This window comes from Hymenobacter amundsenii, assembly GCF_002204745.1.
GTDB classification, from domain to species: Bacteria; Bacteroidota; Bacteroidia; order Cytophagales; family Hymenobacteraceae; genus Hymenobacter; species Hymenobacter amundsenii.
In genome coordinates this window covers 333,083-352,180 of the sequence record NZ_NIRR01000001.1, presented here as the reverse complement: position 1 = coordinate 352,180, position 19,098 = coordinate 333,083, and the positions used below count along the sequence as shown (strand labels likewise).

Annotated in this window: 20 protein-coding genes; 11 read left to right on the top strand and 9 right to left on the bottom strand. The window is 58.0% G+C overall.

The window, feature by feature from the left end; all coding sequences use genetic code 11:
• Positions 1–115: 115 nt before the first annotated feature.
• From CDA63_RS01575 to CDA63_RS01560, 4 genes are read right to left on the bottom strand one after another with little or no spacing between them, the layout of a single operon-like run.
• The gene (locus CDA63_RS01575) at positions 116–1,744 is read right to left on the bottom strand and encodes a type I restriction-modification system subunit M (RefSeq protein ID WP_088462682.1); all 1,629 of its coding nucleotides are present in this window, start codon (positions 1,742–1,744) and stop codon (positions 116–118) included.
• On the bottom strand, positions 1,741–2,865 hold the full coding sequence (locus CDA63_RS01570; protein WP_088462681.1) for an AAA family ATPase: 1,125 nt from the start codon (positions 2,863–2,865) through the stop codon (positions 1,741–1,743). The genes CDA63_RS01575 and CDA63_RS01570 overlap by 4 nt, the downstream gene beginning before the upstream one ends.
• On the bottom strand, positions 2,865–4,097 hold the full coding sequence (locus CDA63_RS01565) for a restriction endonuclease subunit S (protein ID WP_088462680.1): 1,233 nt from the start codon (positions 4,095–4,097) through the stop codon (positions 2,865–2,867). The genes CDA63_RS01570 and CDA63_RS01565 overlap by 1 nt, the downstream gene beginning before the upstream one ends.
• Complete coding sequence (locus tag CDA63_RS01560; protein ID WP_088462679.1) at positions 4,090–7,062, bottom strand: type I restriction endonuclease subunit R; 2,973 nt, start codon at positions 7,060–7,062, stop codon at positions 4,090–4,092. Before CDA63_RS01560 ends, CDA63_RS01565 begins: the two co-directional genes overlap by 8 nt.
• Positions 7,063–7,377: 315 nt before the next feature.
• Between CDA63_RS01560 and CDA63_RS01555 the strand changes: the two genes are divergently transcribed.
• Positions 7,378–8,286 carry a hypothetical protein gene (locus CDA63_RS01555; RefSeq protein WP_126546684.1) on the top strand — a complete coding sequence of 303 codons (909 nt, stop codon included), beginning with the start codon at positions 7,378–7,380 and terminating at the stop codon, positions 8,284–8,286.
• 10 nt (positions 8,287–8,296) lie between these two features.
• On the top strand, positions 8,297–8,602 hold the full coding sequence (locus tag CDA63_RS01550) for an STAS-like domain-containing protein (RefSeq protein WP_088462677.1): 306 nt from the start codon (positions 8,297–8,299) through the stop codon (positions 8,600–8,602).
• 64 nt (positions 8,603–8,666) lie between these two features.
• Here CDA63_RS01550 and CDA63_RS01545 read toward each other — a convergent pair whose 3' ends face one another.
• A complete protein-coding gene (locus tag CDA63_RS01545) occupies positions 8,667–9,629 on the bottom strand; it encodes an HNH endonuclease (protein WP_126546683.1) in 963 nt (320 codons plus the stop codon).
• A gap of 291 nt (positions 9,630–9,920) precedes the next feature.
• Between CDA63_RS01545 and CDA63_RS01540 the strand changes: the two genes are divergently transcribed.
• The 3 genes from CDA63_RS01540 to CDA63_RS01530 all read left to right on the top strand — a co-directional run bounded on the left by CDA63_RS01540 (position 9,921) and on the right by CDA63_RS01530 (position 12,156).
• Positions 9,921–10,394, top strand: a complete 474-nt coding sequence (locus CDA63_RS01540) for a LexA family protein (protein WP_088462675.1) — start codon at positions 9,921–9,923, stop codon at positions 10,392–10,394.
• 78 nt (positions 10,395–10,472) lie between these two features.
• A complete protein-coding gene (locus CDA63_RS01535; protein ID WP_088462674.1) occupies positions 10,473–11,771 on the top strand; it encodes a Y-family DNA polymerase in 1,299 nt (432 codons plus the stop codon).
• Positions 11,772–11,895: 124 nt separating this feature from the next.
• On the top strand, positions 11,896–12,156 hold the full coding sequence (locus tag CDA63_RS01530; RefSeq protein WP_088462673.1) for a hypothetical protein: 261 nt from the start codon (positions 11,896–11,898) through the stop codon (positions 12,154–12,156).
• A gap of 87 nt (positions 12,157–12,243) precedes the next feature.
• On the opposite strand, the gene CDA63_RS01525 is transcribed toward CDA63_RS01530, so the two are convergent.
• From CDA63_RS01525 to CDA63_RS01510, 4 genes are all read right to left on the bottom strand, one after another.
• Positions 12,244–13,290, bottom strand: coding sequence for a DUF1259 domain-containing protein (locus CDA63_RS01525; RefSeq protein WP_088462672.1), 1,047 nt, complete (start codon positions 13,288–13,290; stop codon positions 12,244–12,246).
• Positions 13,291–13,334: 44 nt separating this feature from the next.
• Positions 13,335–14,651, bottom strand: a complete 1,317-nt coding sequence (gene chrA / locus CDA63_RS01520) for a chromate efflux transporter (protein WP_199797476.1) — start codon at positions 14,649–14,651, stop codon at positions 13,335–13,337.
• A gap of 263 nt (positions 14,652–14,914) precedes the next feature.
• Positions 14,915–15,388, bottom strand: a complete 474-nt coding sequence (locus CDA63_RS01515) for a M15 family metallopeptidase (RefSeq protein ID WP_088462670.1) — start codon at positions 15,386–15,388, stop codon at positions 14,915–14,917.
• A complete protein-coding gene (locus tag CDA63_RS01510; protein WP_126546682.1) occupies positions 15,375–15,635 on the bottom strand; it encodes a hypothetical protein in 261 nt (86 codons plus the stop codon). Before CDA63_RS01510 ends, CDA63_RS01515 begins: the two co-directional genes overlap by 14 nt.
• 1,066 nt (positions 15,636–16,701) lie before the next feature.
• On the opposite strand from CDA63_RS01510, the gene CDA63_RS01505 reads away from it, so the two are divergent.
• The 6 genes from CDA63_RS01505 to CDA63_RS01485 all read left to right on the top strand — a co-directional run bounded on the left by CDA63_RS01505 (position 16,702) and on the right by CDA63_RS01485 (position 19,037).
• Positions 16,702–17,022: a hypothetical protein gene (locus CDA63_RS01505; RefSeq protein WP_088462668.1), complete on the top strand. Its 321-nt coding sequence runs from the start codon at positions 16,702–16,704 to the stop codon at positions 17,020–17,022.
• Entirely contained in the window at positions 17,015–17,410 is a 396-nt protein-coding gene (locus CDA63_RS01500) for a hypothetical protein (protein WP_126546681.1), read from the top strand. The genes CDA63_RS01505 and CDA63_RS01500 overlap by 8 nt, the downstream gene beginning before the upstream one ends.
• Before the next feature lie 48 nt (positions 17,411–17,458).
• The gene (locus CDA63_RS01495; protein WP_088462666.1) at positions 17,459–17,668 is read left to right on the top strand and encodes a hypothetical protein; all 210 of its coding nucleotides are present in this window, start codon (positions 17,459–17,461) and stop codon (positions 17,666–17,668) included.
• 56 nt (positions 17,669–17,724) lie between these two features.
• The gene (locus tag CDA63_RS01490; RefSeq protein WP_088462665.1) at positions 17,725–18,051 is read left to right on the top strand and encodes a DUF3846 domain-containing protein; all 327 of its coding nucleotides are present in this window, start codon (positions 17,725–17,727) and stop codon (positions 18,049–18,051) included.
• 55 nt (positions 18,052–18,106) lie between these two features.
• Entirely contained in the window at positions 18,107–18,262 is a 156-nt protein-coding gene (locus CDA63_RS20720) for a hypothetical protein (protein WP_165768145.1), read from the top strand.
• Positions 18,263–18,329: 67 nt separating this feature from the next.
• On the top strand, positions 18,330–19,037 hold the full coding sequence (locus CDA63_RS01485; RefSeq protein WP_088462664.1) for a hypothetical protein: 708 nt from the start codon (positions 18,330–18,332) through the stop codon (positions 19,035–19,037).
• The last annotated feature ends 61 nt before the right edge of the window (positions 19,038–19,098 follow it).

Below are 19,098 nucleotides of genomic sequence, written 5' to 3'. Positions count from 1 at the left end.
CGGTTTCGCAGTCAGCGTACAGATTGCTGTCATTGGCCTCTGTCTCTCCAAATAGGAGAAGCGGTGATGCGTTTCAACAGAACGAACCTGGACACTGACTGCGTTTTCCGTCCGCTTAAATCAGTGGCAACCCCAGCTCCTGCAGAAATGCATTGTGCCGAGCAGCAGCATCGGCCGCCGTCTTTCCAATTTCTGCCAGATTATCGTGGACTTCCTGCAGGTCAATTTCCTCTTCCGAGGTAGCCGTGCTCACATAGCGCGAGATATTCAAGTTGTAACCGTTGTGCGCAATTTCGGCCATCGGCACGCGCCGGGCATAACGGGTTACTGGTTCTTGAGGACGCTCGCGGTAGGTGTCTACAATTTTGTCAATATCGCTCTGACGAAGGAAGTTCTGCCGCTTGCCTGGTTGAAAGAACTCGCTAGCATTAATGAACAGTACATCGTCAGGCTTCTTGCATTTCTTCAGTACTAGTATGCAGACCGGAATACCAGTGGAGTAGAATAAGTTGGATGGCAGCCCGATAACAGTATCGATGTTGCCGTCCTGGAGAAGCTTGGTACGGATACGCTCCTCCGACCCGCCACGGAACAGCACGCCGTAGGGCAGAATAATGGCCATCGTACCCTCCGGGCTTAGGAAGTGAAAGGCGTGGAGCAGAAAGGCAAAGTCGGCGGCGGACTTAGGAGCAAGACCGTAGCTCTTGAAGCGAAAATCTTCGCCCATGGCCTCGCCGGGCTCCCAGCGGTACGAAAAGGGAGGATTGGCCACGATGGCATCGAACTCCATCTTTTTGGCCGGATTCATCTCATTGAGGATGTCCCAGTCGTTTTTAAGGGAGTCGCCGTGATGAATGTCAAACTCAGTATCCTTCACCCCATGCAGCAGCATGTTCATGCGCGCTAGGTTGTAGGTGGTAATGTTCAGCTCCTGGCCGTAAATCTTACCAATGCCGTTCGGGCCCATGTGCTTGCGCACGTTGAGCAGCAGCGAGCCCGAGCCGCAGGAAATGTCCAATACCTTCTCCAACCGACTACGCTTTCCGGCGGCCGGGTTCTGACCGTCGAGCACCACAATGTCGGACAGGATGGTGGAGATGGGTTGAGGAGTGTAGAATTCCCCGGCCTTCTTGCCGGAGCCCGCCGCAAACTGGCCGATAAGGTACTCATAAGCATCACCCAGGGTGTCGGCGTCGGTCGAAAAACCGATGATGCCGTCGGAGATTTTCTGGATGATGGTGCAGAGCTTGGCGTTGCGTTCGGCGTAGCTGCGACCTAGCTTTTCAGAGTTAAGGTTGATTTCGGAAAAGAGGCCCTGAAAGGTGCTGTCGAAGGATTCATTTTCGATGAACTTGAAGCTGTCATCGAGCATGTGCAGTAGACCCTCGTTCTGAGTGCGAGCCAGCTCGGCAATGTGATTCCAGAGGTACGTAGGCTTAATAATGTAATGCACCCGGCGACGCATGAGCTGTTCAAACGCCGACACATCAGGTTCATTCTCTTCGTACCAGATTTCCAGGGGAGTGAACACTCCCAGCTTTTGCATGACATCGGCCGGCGTGTCGGGGTAGTCAGAACCCAGCTCCTTGCGGGCGGCCGACTCGTAGTTGGCGGAGAGGTAGCGCAGGAACAGGAGCGACAGCATGTAGTCGCGGAAGTCGTCGGCGTCCATCATGCCGCGCAGCTGGTCGGCCACAGCCCAGAGGATTCTACCTAGTTGTTGGCTTTGTTGTTGGGTACTCATACTTGTACTTGTGCTGGTACGACTGCCCGTGGTGCGGCAGCCCGTTTAATCAGAATTTCAGGTAGTTCAAACTTGTATTTCTCCAAAAACCCTGTCAATATTCTTATGAACAGCTCCTTTGTGTCATCACCCATAGCGGCAGGCTGATAAACCGAGTGTTTTCCGTGGCTCAATAGATTCAACGCTCGCTCGAAAAGCACCTCATCTTCGATTCCGTGAATACACTGGCCAAATTCATTGAAACCGAAAAAGGAAGAAGTCTTCTCCAAAATACTGCGTAAGGTATTGAAGTGGTGAGTCTTGATGTCACCCGATTCCATAGCGGCTTTTAGCTCGCTCAACGAAGCAACATGGTGGTAGTGCGGTGTGTCATCTGTTCCGCGTAGGGTGTATCCCAGTTCACCGTTTTTGTGCAGGAAGTAACGCTTGTGCCCGATGCTTCGGAGTTCGTTGCACATCACATTAAAAAAGAGGGTATGGTGTGATGAAACAACTGCCTTAATCCTTCCTTTTGCCCTTTTTAAAAGCTGAACTAGGTCACTTGCCACTGCAATTGCGTTGTTCTCATCTAATGAGGAGATAGGGTCGTCTATGTAGAAGTACTTAACCCAGTTGTAAGATTCTGCGCCATCAATGCAGAGTTCGCACACAGCCAAAAAGATGCACCAGATAAAGATGTTTTCTTCTCCGCGCGAGACTTTAATGTTGTCTTGTTCGCCTTTTTTAAAGCTTATCGTCCACTTTTCGTAGTCAATCTTGAAGTCGAAATCCGCATATCGGCCTAGAAAACCGAAAATCTTTTCTTCTAACGCCAACTCGCTGAACCCAGCAAAGAAGTTGGAATCTGAATTTATTTTTAGAACTCTTTCCGCATCATTCTGCAGGTCATTATCCCAGCTGAAAAGGTCCTCGGTGAATGCATTAAAGTAAAGCGTGTCACGCTTGTCAGTATTCGCCCGTTTACCACGCTGCTTAAACTCCATCGAGAGGCGGGTTTTACCCGTCCCATTGTAGGCATACAGCAATAAAATCTGTTTTTCGTCATTAGATAGGTCGTCGCGAAGCCTGATGGCTACGTTGCGAAGGCTTTGGTAATGCCTCACTCCTGCTGGTGTGTTCATTAATTAGATTCGGTAGAGGTAGGAAACAATACTTGCATCAGCCCTTTTTTGTGGAGTTTGAGGGCTTCTATTTGTTTGCTTTGCGCAGTGATGTGGTCATTGAGAGAGGAAAGACAGTCGGCTATTTTTTTCTGTTCTTCTTCATCTTTTGGTAGTGGAATCGGGATGACGTCCAGTTTAGCCCTGTTTAATTTTGGCTGTGCCATTCCCGTCAAAAAGTCTTCAAGACTGATGGCGTTTAAGTAGTTTTCAACAATGATTTGGGTAAAGCGCTTTTCAAAACGAATGACATGGGCATGGTTATTTACCCAAGTTTTGCCTGTGATTGAAAACGCAATCGGGTAGGTTCTTGCAATTAGATTGGCTCCATCTTCCGAAATGCAAAGCAGCTCTTCATCAAAAATGAAATCCTGCACATAGTCGATAATGCCCGAAGCGCCATAATAAGGAATACTGCCTTTTGTTCTTTCGCTCCCTGTAATCGGCACCCTTTTATTATCTAAGTTCTTCGCCACTTTGCCTAGCGGTTTTACATCCCAATCCCCCGCCTCATAAAATTCCGGAAAGCGCAGTTTCGGCACCGTTTCTCCTTCAGCAGGAAAGAGCCCCTGCATTAGGCCCTGCTTATGTTTTTGAAGGGCCAACAACTTGGCGCTTAGCGCGGTCACAAGGTCATTTAGCAGCGAGAGACAGTCAGCTATTTTTCGTTGTTCAGCAATGTCATTTGGTGTTGGTAATACAATGCTAAAAAAGGACTTGGAACTAATATTCAACAGACCATTACTCCTAGCACCACTCGTAATATGCTTTTTTAATTGCTTTCCGTGAAAGTTGTTGTCAAAATACCCTTGATAAAAATCTGCGAAAAAGTGCCTTTTAAAACGAAAGCTAAAAAAGACATTTGGGGTGGCAGCCTGCTCAAATTCTTTCAATTGGTAAATGCACCCTTCCGGAAATCTTTTAGAATTCCCCTTATTATATGCAAACTCGCCTTTTTTTAGAAGGGTATACCTTTTGTATTGTTCACCAGATATGTCTCGGCCAAATTTCTCCGACTGAAGAACAAAGCCGGTTCCCGCAGTTATACTCACGGTAGGTAGTGATAAGTCGCCAATTTTTTTGACAACTTGTTCACTTATTTCACCCAATGTTGGCATAGACCATTCCGGTTTATCTCGGAACTCCGGAAAACGCAGTTTCGGGACCGCCGTTTTTATTGTCTCGTTACTCATGCGTCTCGTAGGCTTTCAGGCCGGATATATCGCGGCCGTGGGCCAATTTCTTCAATAGGGGAATGAGGTCTGCTAGCAGCCCTGTTTCTTTGACAGTGCGGGCCTTCCAGCCCAGGTCCAGCGGAGCTAAAAGGTCGCCCAGGGCTTCGCTGTCGAAAATCATTCGCCGTAGGGTACCATCCACGAAGGCCGTGAGGGCCGTCGCCGGCAGCCCGTGGGCTTCGGCAATGGCAGCTTGCTCAGCAGCTACTTTCTGCTGCTTGAACACCTGGAAGCCCTTGTGTATTTCCTCCTCGGTGAAGCCGCGGTCGGTGGGCAGGTTACCAAAGTAGTCCGCCAGGTCATCGGCCTCGTCCATGAGGTTGGAGCTGGAACCCACCAGCGCAATAATCTGCTCGCGGGTCATCTTCTGCTTCTTAGGCGTCGCAGTAGTACTGGCGGCCATTAGGCCCATGATATAGTCATAGTCAATAATGGCCGAGGCAAAGAGCACGAACTCAAAATCGAGCTGCTCCACGCCCTGGTCATCGGTGCCGCCCTTGCCCTGCAGCTTGCGCAACCGCTTAGCAGTTTCCAGGTACTGGCCCCGATAGGCCCGTAAATTGTCTTCAGGTAGCAGCGCTTCGAGCTGCTGCTGTTCGGGCTCGCTCAGGTCGGTATATTGCTCGAGTTGCGTGCGGAGCCGCTGCACCTCCTTAAACTTCTCCACAAACTGCCCTCGAGCAGCGTCGCCCTTCAGGTTGGCCACATCCTCGGGGGCGGCACTCAGGCCCTGGCCCTCCATAAAGCCGGTAAGCTTCTGCACGGCGGCCTCGTAGTTCTTCAGCACCACATTCGCGGGCTCCACCAGCCAGATTTTCCGGGGGTCTTTATCCTTGTCCACCCCCGAAAACAGAGCAATGGCTGCATCCACGGCCGGCTGCTGCTGCCGGAAGTCGAGCACGTTGCCGTAAGGTTTTGTGTCGTTAAGCACCCGGTTAGTGCGCGAAAACGCTTGGATAAGGCCGTGAGCCTTGAGGTTCTTATCGACGTACAGCGTGTTAAGGTACTTCGAGTCGAAGCCGGTAAGCAGCATGTCCACCACGATGGCAATATCGATACGCTCCTCGCGTCGGTAATCCGCCACCGGCCACTTCTGAGCCTTAATGCGCTGCTGTACGTCCTGGTAGTACTGGTCGAACTCGCCGATGCTGTGGTTGGTACCATATTGCTCGTTGTAGTCGGCAATAATGGCTTTGAGGGCTTCTTTCTTGACTTCTGGTTCCTGCTGGTTATCCTGCTTTTCCTGAAGTAGGTCTTCCTGCAGCTGCTGCACGTCCTTGTTGCCCTCGGCGGGCGGCGAAAACACACAAGCCACATTCAGGCGCAGATAGTCGGGGTCTGCTGCTTCCTTAGTCTTCTGCGCCTTCTTGAACAGGTCATAATAGGCAATGGCATCGTTGATGCTCTGAGTAGCCAGCACCGCGTTGAAGCGGCGTTGATGCGTGGCGGCATCATGCTTGTTCAGAATTGCTTCCACCACAGCCCCGCGTGTGGGGCCGGTGGGCTTGCCCTTTGCCTCACCGTCGGGCTTAAAATAGTCGACGTGAAAACGCAGTACGTTCCTGTCCTCAATGGCGTGGGTGATGGTGTAAGCGTGCAGGCGCTTCTCAAAAATGTCTTCGGTGGTCCTGTATGACCCTTCCTGCCCATCCACCTGCGTGTAACTGGCATTTTCTTCAAAAATGGGCGTGCCGGTGAAGCCGAAAAGTTGAGCCTTCGGGAAAAACTCCTTTATAGCCTGGTGGTTTTCGCCGAACTGTGAGCGGTGGCACTCGTCGAAGATGAACACCACCCGCTTGCCGCTGAGCGGTTGCAGTTGCCCCTTATAGTCCTTTTTATGAGTCGGGTCGAGGGCAATGCCCAGCTTCTGAATGGTCGTTACGATGACCTTGTCGGCGTAGTCAGTGGATAACAGCCGGCGCACCAGCGCCCCGGTGTTGGTGTTTTCCTCCACGCATCCCTCCTGAAACCGGTTGAACTCCTCTCGCGTCTGGCGGTCTAGGTCCTTGCGGTCCACCACAAACAGGCATTTCTCGATGTCACGGTTGTCCTTGAGCAGGGTCGAGGCCTTGAACGAAGTGAGCGTTTTGCCGCTGCCAGTGGTGTGCCAGATGTAGCCGTTGCCCCGATTGTCCCGAATGCATTCATCAATGGCCTTCACCGCGTAAACCTGATAGGGGCGCATTACCAGCAGGCGCTGCTCACTTTCCACCAGCACCATATACTTGCTGATGGTTTGGGCCAGCGTGCATTTACTCAGAAACTGAATGGCAAAATCGTGCAAGCCTTTCGGCTTCTTATTGTTAATGTCTGCGTACTGATAAACGGGTAGAAACTGCTCGTCCGCTGAGAAGTTGAAATGCTGAGCGCGGTTGTTGGAGAAGTAAAGAACTTCGGCCCGGTTAGAGACAATGAACAGCTGAATGAAGCACATCAGCGAGTTGGTATAACCGTTACCGGGGTCGGCCTTATAGTCCATGATTTGCTGCATGGCGCGGCGCGGCGTCACTTCCAGCGTCTTCAATTCCAGCTGCACCATCGGCAAGCCATTGATGAGCAGGATGACATCGTAGCGGTGGTGACTGCTGGCCGTGCTCATGCGCAGTTGGTTCACTACCTCAAAGTCGTTCTTACACCATTCTTTGATGTCGACCAAGGTGTAGAACAGCGGTGTGCCGTCTTCGCGGGTAAAGGCGTTTCGCTCCCGCAGCATTTTTGACGCCACAAATACGTCCGGATTCACGATTTCATCGCGCAGCCGGCTAAACTCCGCATCCGTAAGCTTCACGCGGTTCAGCTCTTGAAACTTCTCACGAAAGTTGCGCTCCAGAGCCTCCTTATCGCGGATATCGGGACGGTGGATATACTTGAGTTCGGTGAGCTCCTCGATTAAGTCTCGTTCTATTTTTTGTTCGTTGACCATGGTAGAGATGTGCAATTTGCCGGAGCGAAATGTTGACGTTTTATCCCTAAAGCACTTAGCTGAGCATGTACCCACAAGCGCTTTATATAGCAATTCAATGTTTCAGCAACTTGGGGGTCGCAATATCGGCAGAATAGCTCACCGGTAGGAATCCAGCCTGTGTTAACTAAGTAGCTGTCCGTAATTAGACTGCTCGATGCTTCAGATATTTCTAGGCCAATCGTGTCATTGTTGCACGCTTCGTGAACATGACCCCGTACCAATCTGACTTTAGTCACGCTGACGGTAGCTTTGTAGCCCTCCTTTCCCGCCTTGATGCCTACCGAACATATTCTAACCGTTACCCCGGTTCTCACCAGCCATTACGTAACCTTCGCGCGGGCCATCCAAGACGCACGGCAGGCCTTAAGTCTTCTGGAGCCTCCAACTGGCCTTATTGTTGACTTGCGCCCCTGTCGCTTTCTCGAACCTGGCTACATTGTCACGCTGGCTTGTTTGGTAGAGGAATTTCATCAGCGACACTTGCCCGTCTACCTGCATCCAGCGCAGTCTATGGTCGACCAGTACCTGCGCAACATCCGACTTTACGACTACTGGCAGCCCGGCTTCGACCGGAGCAGTTACACCCCCACGCTCATTTCCACCGCACTTTGTCTGTGGCAAGTTGCTCACCCCATGATTGACAATTACGCCAATCATGCGAGCAGCTACTTTGCCCAAAACTACCTGCCCGGGCGCAACCTCGATTCCCTCAGCGTTAGCCTGGCCGAGCTGTTCAACAACATCTGCGACCACTCTCAATCTCCGGTACGCGGCTACTGCCTCACGCAGTACTACCCCAACAAGCACCAGCTCGTTACTGCCGTTTGCGATTTCGGTATTGGCATTCCCACCTCCATCAACAATTTTTGGGCGGCCAAAGGCAAAGAGCGGTTCACCGATGAAAATGCCCTGCGCGTGGCCTTGCGCCGAAGAGTCACCACCCAATCTACCCCTCGCAACCGCGGCTTTGGTCTTGATAATCTGTCCACTATCGTGCGGAGTTTAGGTGGCCATTTGTTCTTTTTGTCTAACTTCGCGTCCCTTAAACAAAACGCTGCCGGGGAATGCCACACGCAAACCCTCGCTCATCCATTTCCGGGTTCGCTGGTTGTCGTCACGCTTAACACAACCACCTTGCCCGACGTAGAAGCGGAACTAGAAGACGAAGAATTCAGTTTTTAACCTCCCTACCATGCATATCAACGCCCCCACCTTTGACCTGATGGCCCTTGTCGGCGGCACCTCCACCAACGACGAAGGCGCTAAACTGTACACTGCTCTGGCACCCGCCATTGCCAGCGGTCAAGTAGTGCGCCTATCGTTGCACGGGGCTACCCCCATGGCCACTTCTTTTCTGAATTCCTCCTTCGGCGAACTCATCGACCACTACGGCATTGCTGCGGTGCGTCACAGCATCAAGCTGGTTAGCTTCCTACCTTCTCATGCTACCCGCATGAAAGATTACCTAGATAGCTACCGCGTGCTGGAAGCTGCTTAAAGCTTTCATTCCCCACAATAAAGAGGCCCGGCCGCTGTTTCATCAGTGGCCGGGCCTCTTCTTTTTAACTTGTTTTGCGTTGCGCCGCTAGGTTCTCCACCTTGGGCCACCACGTCCGCACCTTCGGCAGCCGCAGCTGCTTACCATTGAACCGTTGCACCCCGTAGTCGTGCCCGCCTAGCTCACCAAAGCCCTCCGCAACCCGCACCCTGTAGTCGTCATCAACCCAGAACAGATGCCGGTCGAAAGCACGGTGCAGGTTCGGGCACAGCGACAACCCATTCCCAATCGTGTCATCGTGGCTCACCGACCAGGGCACAATGTGGCAGGCATCCAGCAGCGGCGCCGCCCCAGTGGTGCTCAGCAGCTGCAGCCCCGACACCGCGCAAGTCGACTCATACGCCCGCAACACCTCCCGACCAAACACCGCACTGCGCACCAGCACCTCCGTTTCATCGGCAGCATCCACCACCCGATTATACACGGCTGCTGGCTCCTCCAGCATCTGTCGTCCCAGTTCGTCCAGCTTCTCCTGCCCAGCATGCGGCCGGAAATAGTGCCGCGTCAGCGGAAAGTAGCGCGCCAGCAGCGCCTGCCGCACCTCTTCGCGGGTTACCGGCTGTAGCAGTAACTCCCAAAGTGACGCATCGAGCGAAGCGAAAGCCACAACGTCTCGCAAATGTCTAAAGCTGCTGACCGATTTCAATGATGCCAACACCAGCTCGCGCCCCGGCTGCGCGTGCAAATGCCAGAATCCGCTGTTTTTTAGATAGAAGAACGGCATGTGAAACGGACAGGCCGCGTAATCCGGCCCCGGGCTCAGCAAATGGCAGTACGCCTTGAAAGACGCAATCAGCTCCGGCGTAATCTCAACTCGGTTGTCTCGAATAACCCCCTCCTCTATCCCTTCCAGCACTGCCAGCAGCAACGCCGGCTTATAGGGCGCCTCCAGCCGCACACCCCCAACACTTGGGGCGTACACTTTGAGTTTGGTAAGCTTGGGTAGGTACTGACGCAGGTAGTCCACAAACAACAACGAGTAGTTACCCGTCAAAAGTAACGGGCCCAGCCCGCAGCCAATCAACCCCCTACTTCCTTACTCACATCAACCTCTGATTATCAAAACGGGCCCCACGGCCCGTTTTTTTTATCCACATTTTTTCCACCACAAAAACCCCAGCCAGTTACTCCTTTCCCATTATCCACACAACTATCCACATTAGTTACTAACAATGTTAGGGGGTATCTACTAACAAAATTAGTAATAGCGCCGTTATTTGCAACCGAATAATACCTCGTCCACCATTCCCAACTCGTTATGGATACCGTCGAAATCCTGCAAGTCATCCGCGAGCCCCTCTGGCTGCTCCACTGCGAAACCCCCATTCCTGCCGGCTTTCCCAGCCCCGCCCAGGACCACATGGGGACCAAAATCGACCTCAACAAGATTCTGCTGCCCCACCCCGATTGCACCTACCTGGCCCGGGTCCGCGGCAACAGCATGGACGGTGCTCCCTCGCACATCGCCGATGGCTCCCTAATGGCCGTCGACTGCTCGCTCAAGCCCCAGCCCGGCAACATCGTCGTGGCCGCCGTCGACGGCGAGTTCACCATCAAGCGCCTCGAAAAGCGCGGCGGCGTCTACTGGCTGGTGCCCGACAACCCCGCCCACGAATCCATCGATACCAGCCGCCTCGGCCAAAGCTTCGAAGTGTGGGGCGTCGTCACGCACGTCATCAGCGAAATGATAAACGGCAAGCTCCACGAGCACACCCGCACCCGCCGCATCTAACACTCCCAGCTCACCCGCCTGCAGCCCCCATCGTCAGGCTCCCCTCTCTGCTGGAGAGGGGCCGGGGGTGAGGTTCCCATGTTCGCCCTTGTCGACTGCAACAATTTCTACGTCAGCTGCGAGCGGGCCTTCCAGCCCAAGCTGGCCGGCCAGCCCGTCGTGGTGCTGAGCAACAACGACGGCTGCATCGTGTCCCGCTCCGCCGAAGCCAAGGCCCTCGGCATTAAGATGGGCGAGCCCCTGTTCCAGGTGCGCCCCCTCATCGAGCAGCACCAGGTGCAAGTGTTCAGCAGCAACTACGCCCTTTACGGCGACATGAGCAGCCGCGTGATGAATTACCTGACTGACGTTGCCCCCGAAGTCGAAGTGTATTCCATCGACGAAGCTTTTCTCGGCCTCCACGGCATGCAACGCTATTTCGGTTCCCTGGAAAAGTATGCCCGCGACGTCCGCGCCGAAGTCCTGCAGCGCACCCACATTCCCACCTGCGTTGGCATCGCCCCCACCAAAACCCTGGCCAAGCTCGCCAACCGCGTGGCCAAGAAAGATGCCTCCCTTGGCGGCGTGCTCAGCCTCGAAGAACCCGAGTGTCGCCAATGGGCCCTCACCCAGGTGCCCATCGAAGACGTGTGGGGCATCGGCCGCCAGTATGCCACCAAGCTTTACGACCAACGCATTACCACCGCCGCCGACCTCGCCCGCTGCTCCGAAGCCTATGCCCGCAAGCACCTCGGCGGCGTCGTGGGCGCCCGCCTGGTGCGCGAGCTGCAGGGCTTTCCCTGCCACCAGCTAGCCCCCAGCGAAGACGGCACCCTGGCGCGCAAGAGCATCGCGTGCACCCGCACCTTCGGCCGCCCCCTGCACCGCTTCGACGACCTCCTGGCCGCCGTCGCTGCCTTCACCTCACGAGCCGCCGAGAAGCTCCGCCAGCAGGGCTCCGTGGCTCACGTCCTCACCGTCTTCCTCAGCCAAAACCGCTTCGGCAACACACCACCCCCACACACCCGCTCCGCCCAAATCACCCTGCCCGCCGCCACCAGCAACACCCTCGACTTGGTAAGCTACGCGCATGCCATCCTGCTGCGCATCTGGCAGCCCGGTACCATCTACGTCAAAGCCGGCGTCGTTTTCGATGGATTCGAGGCCGCAGGCCAGCCCCAACTCAACCTCTTCGAGAAAGCCCCCGAAATCACCCGCCCCCAATCGGCGGCCCTCATGCAGCAGCTCGACAAGCTCAACGCCCGCTTCGGCCGCGCCACCGTCCAAGTAGCCGCTGCCCTTTCACCCAAAGGCCAAACTGCCCCCTGGCAAGGTCAAACCCAGCACCGCACCCCCGCCCGCACCACCTCATGGGACGAGCTATGGGAAGTAGGCTAGCCTAGAAAGAGGATAGCGCGAAAGAAAAAAGAACGTCATGCTGAGCATTCTGCGCATCAAGCAGAGACCGAAGCATCTCGCGTGCAGCAGTAATCCATTATCCAACCCACATCTGCCCCTACTCATGCAGCGCGAAAGCAACGCACGCTTCCTGCTCGCCGTCCGCCTCGGCCCCCTCTCCAACAACGCCTTCACGTTTATCTTCCAACGCGACTTTCACGGCCGCAACCTCTACGCTGTCACGGTTCCCCGCCGGCAGCTCCAGCGGCTTGGCTCCGGCCGCTTCTTTGAATACGTCGCCGACACCTACCTCGCCCAGCAGCCTGCCGAAGCCCTGCGCCTTACCCGCGCCACCATCCTATTCACCCTCACCCACGGCTTGTAGCTACCCCTGTGTTCTTAAATCAAAACGAACGGACCATCTGGCCCGCTCGTTTTTTACCGCTTCATTGACGCGGGCCCGCCGTCCAGGCTAGTGCTTCATGCCTTCCATGCCCCGCATCCCCGGTGCTTTGCCTTTCCCCAGTTGGTCCAGGGCCGCCCGGAACCCCTGCGCCAGCTGCGCCGCCGGCCCCCGGCCGTAGTAGTGCAGGAACATCATCCGGGGCTCATCGAAGAGCATGTGGTTGTGCACCGCCACCACCTCCAGGTTGTGGGCCCGCAGCACTTTAATCACCGGGTTCACTTCGGCTTCCAGCATGGCAATGTCGCCGGCAATGTGCGCATCCTCTTGCTTGCCAGCGAACGCGGCCCAGGAGTTCAGCCCGATGGCGGCGGTCATTTCCGTGCCCATCATCACCGACTGGAGGTCGTCGCGGCCCACGGTGTATTTGTAGGTGGGGCCGTTGACCGTGCCTTTCTTGCCGGTAATCTTGTCCAGCGCGGGCAAATCAAACAGCTCCTTGCCGGTGGGCGGCCTCGCGCTCGGCGTGGCGTTGTTCCCCGCCTGCGCGGCCGCCGGGGCGGGGGCGGGCGGCTGGTTGGCCGGCAACAGCTTGGAATCTTTCAGCGTGGCCGCAAACTTCTTTGCCAGTTCGGCCGGCGTGCCCATGCCGTGGATGTGCATGTAAAAGATGCGCGGCTCCTCGTAGAAAAAGTGGTTGTGCACCGCCCCAATCTCCAGCCCGTTGGCCAGCGCCGCCGACATCAACGGGTTCACTTCTTCCTGCCGCAGCACCGTGTCGCTCATCAGCATGGCCGACTTCCCATCCAGCGTGTGCTTGATGGCCACCCAGCCGCCAAAGCCGAAGGAGATGGGCACCGGCTCCCCTTTTATCGTCACCTTCAAATCGTTGCGCGGCAACGGCGTGGTGTGCGTGGCCTGCCCCTCCACGTAGGTGCCCTTCTTGCCCATAGCGGCTTCGATGGCCGCAATTTCCGCCGCCGTCAGGGCCGGCGTTTTGCCGGCAACCGGGGCGGCGGGGCCCGCCGCAGCAGGCAGCGCGCCGAGGAGCACGGGGGCGGTGGCCAGGGCGGCCGTCTTGAGCCAGTCGCGGCGGGAAAAGCGGGAATCAGTCATAAGCGTGGAGGAAGAATAGGAGGGAAGAATAGCCAAAGTTGAGATTACCCTACGTAGGCTGCCACCAGGTAGTACAGCAAGCCCGCTGCGGCACTAACGCCTATCCAGCGTATCATGTTCACCTTGAAACGGTAGAGCGCCACCACCGACACCAGCAGCCACGCCAGGCTCGGCCCGTGCAGCTGCGCCACGCTGAGGTGGCCCGCCGGAAAGAGCACCGCCCGCCCCAGGTACACGGCCAGGTTGAGCACCACGCCCACCACGGCCGCCGTGATGATGCTCAGCACCGCTTTCAGCGAGGCGTTGTGCTGCGTGCGCTCAATCAGCGGCGCCCCCACCAGAATGAAGACAAAGCACGGCAGAAAGGTGTAGTACGTGGTGGACAGCAGCCCCAGCGCGCCGAAGGCCAGCGACCCGCCGAAGTGGGTATAGCCCCCCATGAACCCCACAAACGCCAGCACCATTATCAGCGGCCCCGGTGTGGTTTCGCCCAGGGCCAGGCCGTCCAGCATTTGCCCCTGCGTGAGCCAGTGCAGCTTGGCCACGCTCACCTGCGCCACGTAGGGCAGCACGGCGTAGGCCCCGCCAAAGGTCACCAGCGCCGCCTGCGTGAAGAACACGCTCAGGCCCCGCCAGAACCCAAAATCCGACGCAAACAGCCTGAACAGCCCCAGCGGCAGCACCCACAGCACCCCCGCCGCCACGGCCTGCCGCAGCAGGCGCGGCCCCGAAAAACCCGTGCCCGGCACCACCGTTCGCGTCGTCAAAAAGTAGCCTTCCTCGGCCTGCGCGGCCCGGGCCTGCACGGCCGCCGTAGCCGCCGGCACCGGGAAGAGCCGCCGCGCCACCAGCGCCACCCCGGCCGCCCCAATGATGAGCAGCGGAAAGGGAATGTTGAGGAAGAAGATGCCCACGAAGCTGGCCCCGGCCACCGCGTAGTGCAGCGGGCTCAGCAAGGACTTCTGCCCAATCTTGACCAGGGCCAGCAGAATGATGGCCACCACCGCCGGCTTCAACCCCATAAACACGCCCTGCAAGGCCGGCAGCGTGCCCACCGTCACGTACAGTAAGCTCAAGGCCAGCAAAATGAACACCGACGGCAGCACGAACAGGATGCCCGCCACCAGCCCGCCCCGGGTGCCGTGCAGCAGCCACCCGATGTAGGTGGCCAGCTGCTGCGCCTCCGGCCCGGGCAGCAGCATGCAGTAATTGAGCGCGTGCAGAAACTTGGCGTCCGAAATCCAGCGCTTCTGCTCCACCAGCACCGTGTGCATGATGGCAATTTGGCCAGCCGGCCCGCCGAAGCTCATGAAGCCCAGCTTCAGCCAGAAGCGCAGGGCCTCGGCAAACGTGGGCTTCACAACGGGTGGTACGGGTGGTACGGGTGCGCGGGGCATCGGGCGAGTGGTGTCTGTTATGGCCTGGCAATTTGCGGCACAGGTCGCAACATTTCGTTGCAACACCTCCAACACCAGGTCAGGAACCTGAAAAACCTCCGGCTATTCAGCCGGCTCAACATGCCAAATTTGCTTCGTACCCGCGCAAACCGGCCAGCAAATGGGTGTATGCCGTAGTCTCAAACCAGCACGAGCGGACCATCTGGCCCACTCGCTTCGTTTTCACCTTACACCTCAAAGTGCGGCCTGTCCTTAAATTCTCCCGGAAAGTCCCCGCCCCAATGCACTCGCGCATCGGCCGCCTTCATCAGCCGCGCAAACTTGCTCAACAGCAACCCCGACCACGACACCTCCCCATCGGCCAGCAGAAGCGCCACGTCCAGCGCCCGCGACGGCCACCGGTTGTGCGTCGATTCGCCGCCGCGCTTGTACGTCACAATCGGCCCAGGCTTGGTTCGCCCCTGCGCATACAGCTCCTCCTGACGCGCCGGATTCCGGTAGCATTCCGTCACGATGGGCACCCCCGCCAGCCGCAGCACCGGGTCACCCATCCACCGCGCCAACGCCTGTGCATACGCCGAGCCCAAGCTTGGTTCCGCCTGCGCCAGCCGCGCCACCTGAATGCGCTGCTGCACGCTGCTCAGCTTGGGCACCGCCCGCACCGGAGCCACCACGGGGCCCGGCAGTCTAGTCGTTTCCATTGCTAGCCCTACCCGCTAAAGGAGCCCCAGTTTCACCAGCCGCAGCAGCCTCCGCCACGGCCACCACTCCCTCCGCCGGCAGTTTCACCACGGCCTCCGGTCGCTGCAGCGCCTTCCGAACCGTCGCCCAGATGGTCACCAGGGCCACCAGCGCCTGAATAATCAGGTGCCCATAACTCTCAATTTTGTCGGGGTCCGGCGGCACCAACCCCTGACTAGCCATCTGGCCTACCAAAGCCGTGACCATGATGTGGGCAAAGTGCCCCGATTTCGTGCTACTAAACATGACGTTAATTTGTGTTACATTGTTTGTTATTGTTACAAACATACGTATCAAACCCTAACACCGTTCAAACAACCTGCCCAAGTCATATTGCACTATTTAGGGCAGCCCCTACGGGCCGGGCTGTCCGCCACTCCGCTTCGCTTCGGCCCTGCGGTCAGCCTCCCGCTGGTCGGCTTGGCTCCCATCCCTGCTGCACCTTACGCTCCTCCAACCCGCTGCCTCCAGCGCCGCCCGCCCTCCAGGGCAGGCCACGCTTCCGGCCCTCCCAAACCAACCCGCCGGCCCAGCACCTCCACTCCGCTCAGCCGCCAAAGCCGGACTGCTGCGTTCCAGTGCCCGGCCTCTTGCCACCTCCCTAACGCTAACCCACCGCACCAGCAGCCCCGCAGCCCGGCCACCAAACCACGAACCACCCCACGCCAGGCAGCGCGTCCGCTCCCATCCGAACCAGCCGCCCGGGGCCAGCCGTCGCCTCCATTCCCTACACTCCCTGCGCCACGCTGCGCTACGTCCGTTCGTTGCTGCGGCTGCGCCTGCGCGTCTCTCTCCCTACGCTTGCTAGGCTACGGTCGCTACGGTCACTGCATCGCCGTCCCGCCCCTCTCCCCACCGCACAAAGCGGCCTGCTGCGCAGAGTGTCCATTGGGGGCAGCCCCCCAAACCCCCGTCCATCATGCCCCGGCTAACGCCGTGTCATCCTCCTCGGGCCCACCCACACCAAACCGCCCCCCGCCCTCACAAGGCGCCCTCCGGGCCGCGTCCATTGGGGGCTGCCGCCCCCAAACCCCTGCCAATAGGCATTTAGGCTTGTTCTAGTCGGCCGCAGCCGTTCACCGCGTCAATATTTGCACTATACCCATTAATCAAGGCAGCAAAAAAGACCACAATACAGTTCAAACATTTGTTACATTGTGTTTGAATTACAAACATTTGTTTGTATCTTTAGGTAGCAAGTCGGGAAAGGCCCGGCTGCCCGCCCTACCCGGAGGCCTACGCGCGGGGCACCTCACGGCTAACCTATACAGCCATGCTACCCAACCAACTTTTGCAGCTCGCCGCTGCCGCCTGGAAAGGCCCCGCCCTCTGTTATTTTTCGGGCATCTATGTTTCGCAGTCCGCCGCCACCTATGGCAAGGGCGGCACCTCCTGGCACGTCATGCTCAGCCTGGCCGCACGGCCGGAGTGCCAGCCCGCCGGTGGGTTTGCCGGCTTCTCGCCCTGCCCGTTTGAGGCGCTGCGCTTAGCCTTTCGCGCCATGCGGGCCGCACATCCCGGCTTTGCCTTCGGCGCCGTGTGGGAGGTAATGAAAGCCGAGGATGATTTTGCCGGCGTCCCCGCTCATGCTTAGCCTAGTTCTAGCCCCAGCCGCGCCCACCATGGGCGCGGTTGCCGGCAAGCTGGCCGCCCTGCGCGCCACCCTTGCCCGGCTGGAGGCCAAGTATCCGCCCCGGCCCCAGGTGGCACCACAGCCCACGCCGCCTCCCGTCTCGCCGGTTGCCTCCGCCGCTACTGTAGCACTGGCTCGCGCTCAGTCGGCCCTGTTCGATGCCCGCGCCGCCAAGTATGCGCTGCGCGACGACTACCGCACCCAGGCCGGCCGCTTTGCCCAGCTACGCGCCGCCATCATCCGCTACCGCGAGGCCCGCGCCGCCTACTCCGCTGCTGCCGCTGCTTTCCACGCCAGCCCTGCCGGTGCCGCCTTGGAGGCCGCCCGCGCCAAGTACCCCCGCTTTTAGCCACTCGGCCCGCGCTGCTAAGGCGCGGGCCACCAAGCCCAATCAGCAATGCAATACGACCCGAAGGACGGCGTCAGCCAACCAACCGAGGCCGAGCTAAACGGCCTCAGCGGCGACGAAATGGCCGCCGATGAAGCCCAGGCCGCTTTCTACGAGCAGCAGGCCGAATGGGAGCGCCAAGCTCTCTACTACCACGAGCAAGAGGGATGGGATGACGGCGAATACGAGCAAATGATTTTCGAGGTCGAAGGCTACTAGCCCAACCTTTCACCAGGGGCCGCCAAGCCAGGCGGCCCCATTAAACCCGCCCCATCATGTCCAAAACAGCTACTACCTACCAGGGAACCCCTCCGGGGTATTTGCTCGACCCAGCCAGCGCCCAGCCGCAGCCGGTCAGTCCAGCCAACGGCCGCAGCTTCAAGCTGGCCGAATTGTACCAGCTGCTCGATTGCCAAACCGTCGATGTGGTGCGCGTCACCGAGGAGTTGATTTTGATAATCGACGACGAGGGCAAGTTCCGCAACCCGGCCTACCTCAACCTACTGGCCACCCACGTCTGGCACCAGCACCAGCCGGCCGCCCGAGGCGTCGACTGCATCGTGGGCCGCGCCATCCTCTGCCACGACAAACAATTCCGCTAAACCCAAAACCCATCAGGGGACGGCTAAGGCTGGCCCCACTTTCCCTCAATTCCCCATGAAAAGCAAGCTATTCCAAGCCTACGGCTACGAAAAGGAAAGCCACTCCAAAGTCGCCGTGCTCCTAACGGAGCGGGCCGCCAACCTCACCAAAGCGAAGGCGCTATTCCGCAAATACTACGTGCTGACGTCGCCCGTCACGGCGGCCAACTAACACCCCAACGGCGTAGGGGCCGGCCGCCAACAGGCCCCACTTTTTTCATTCCCAACCCCTTCCCATTATGGCAACTGCCACCACCTCCAAAACCGCCGCCAAGGCAACTCCCGCTGCCGCAGTAACCGAGTCGGCCGCTACCCTCACCGTCAGCTCGCGCCCGGCCTACCTCGTCGCTGGAGTAGATGAGAGCACCGGCGAAGAAACCTGGTCAAACCGCTTCCGCTATTTGCCCGGCCACCCGCGCCAGGTGCGGTTTGATGCCAAGGCCGGCCAGTTCAACATCAATGGCACCGTGCCCCTCGGCAATTCGCTTTCCTTCATTCCGCTGGCCTGGCGCGTATTCCAAGATGACATTCTGAACATGGGCCGCAAGCTGTGGGCCGAGCTGTTTTTCGCCGACGACAAGGGCGCAGTTTGCGCGGTACTCTTCCACGGCTACAGTGTGGAAAACCTCTACCGCCTCATCGAGCCGCTGTTCTACGACGACCTCACCCTAGCCGACGTGACGGTAAAAGTCACCGCCGAGAAGAAGCAGACGACCAAGGACGGCAAGACGGCCACCTACTACATCGCCCAGTTCAGCTACGAAGCCGCCGACGCGGCCGAGGTAGCCGCCCGCCGCGACTTCGCCCGCGACTTCCCCATCTGGCGCGCCGAAACCTACACCGGAGCGGCCGACATACGCATCCAGCACGGCTACACCGTCCCCACCCAGGACGACCCCACTAGCCCAGCCGCCGCTGAGCCACTGGCACTACCACAGGCTGCCTAATACCCAATCGGCCGCCCGTCCAACCCAGGCCGGGCGGCCATTTAGTCTAACTCTAACTTAG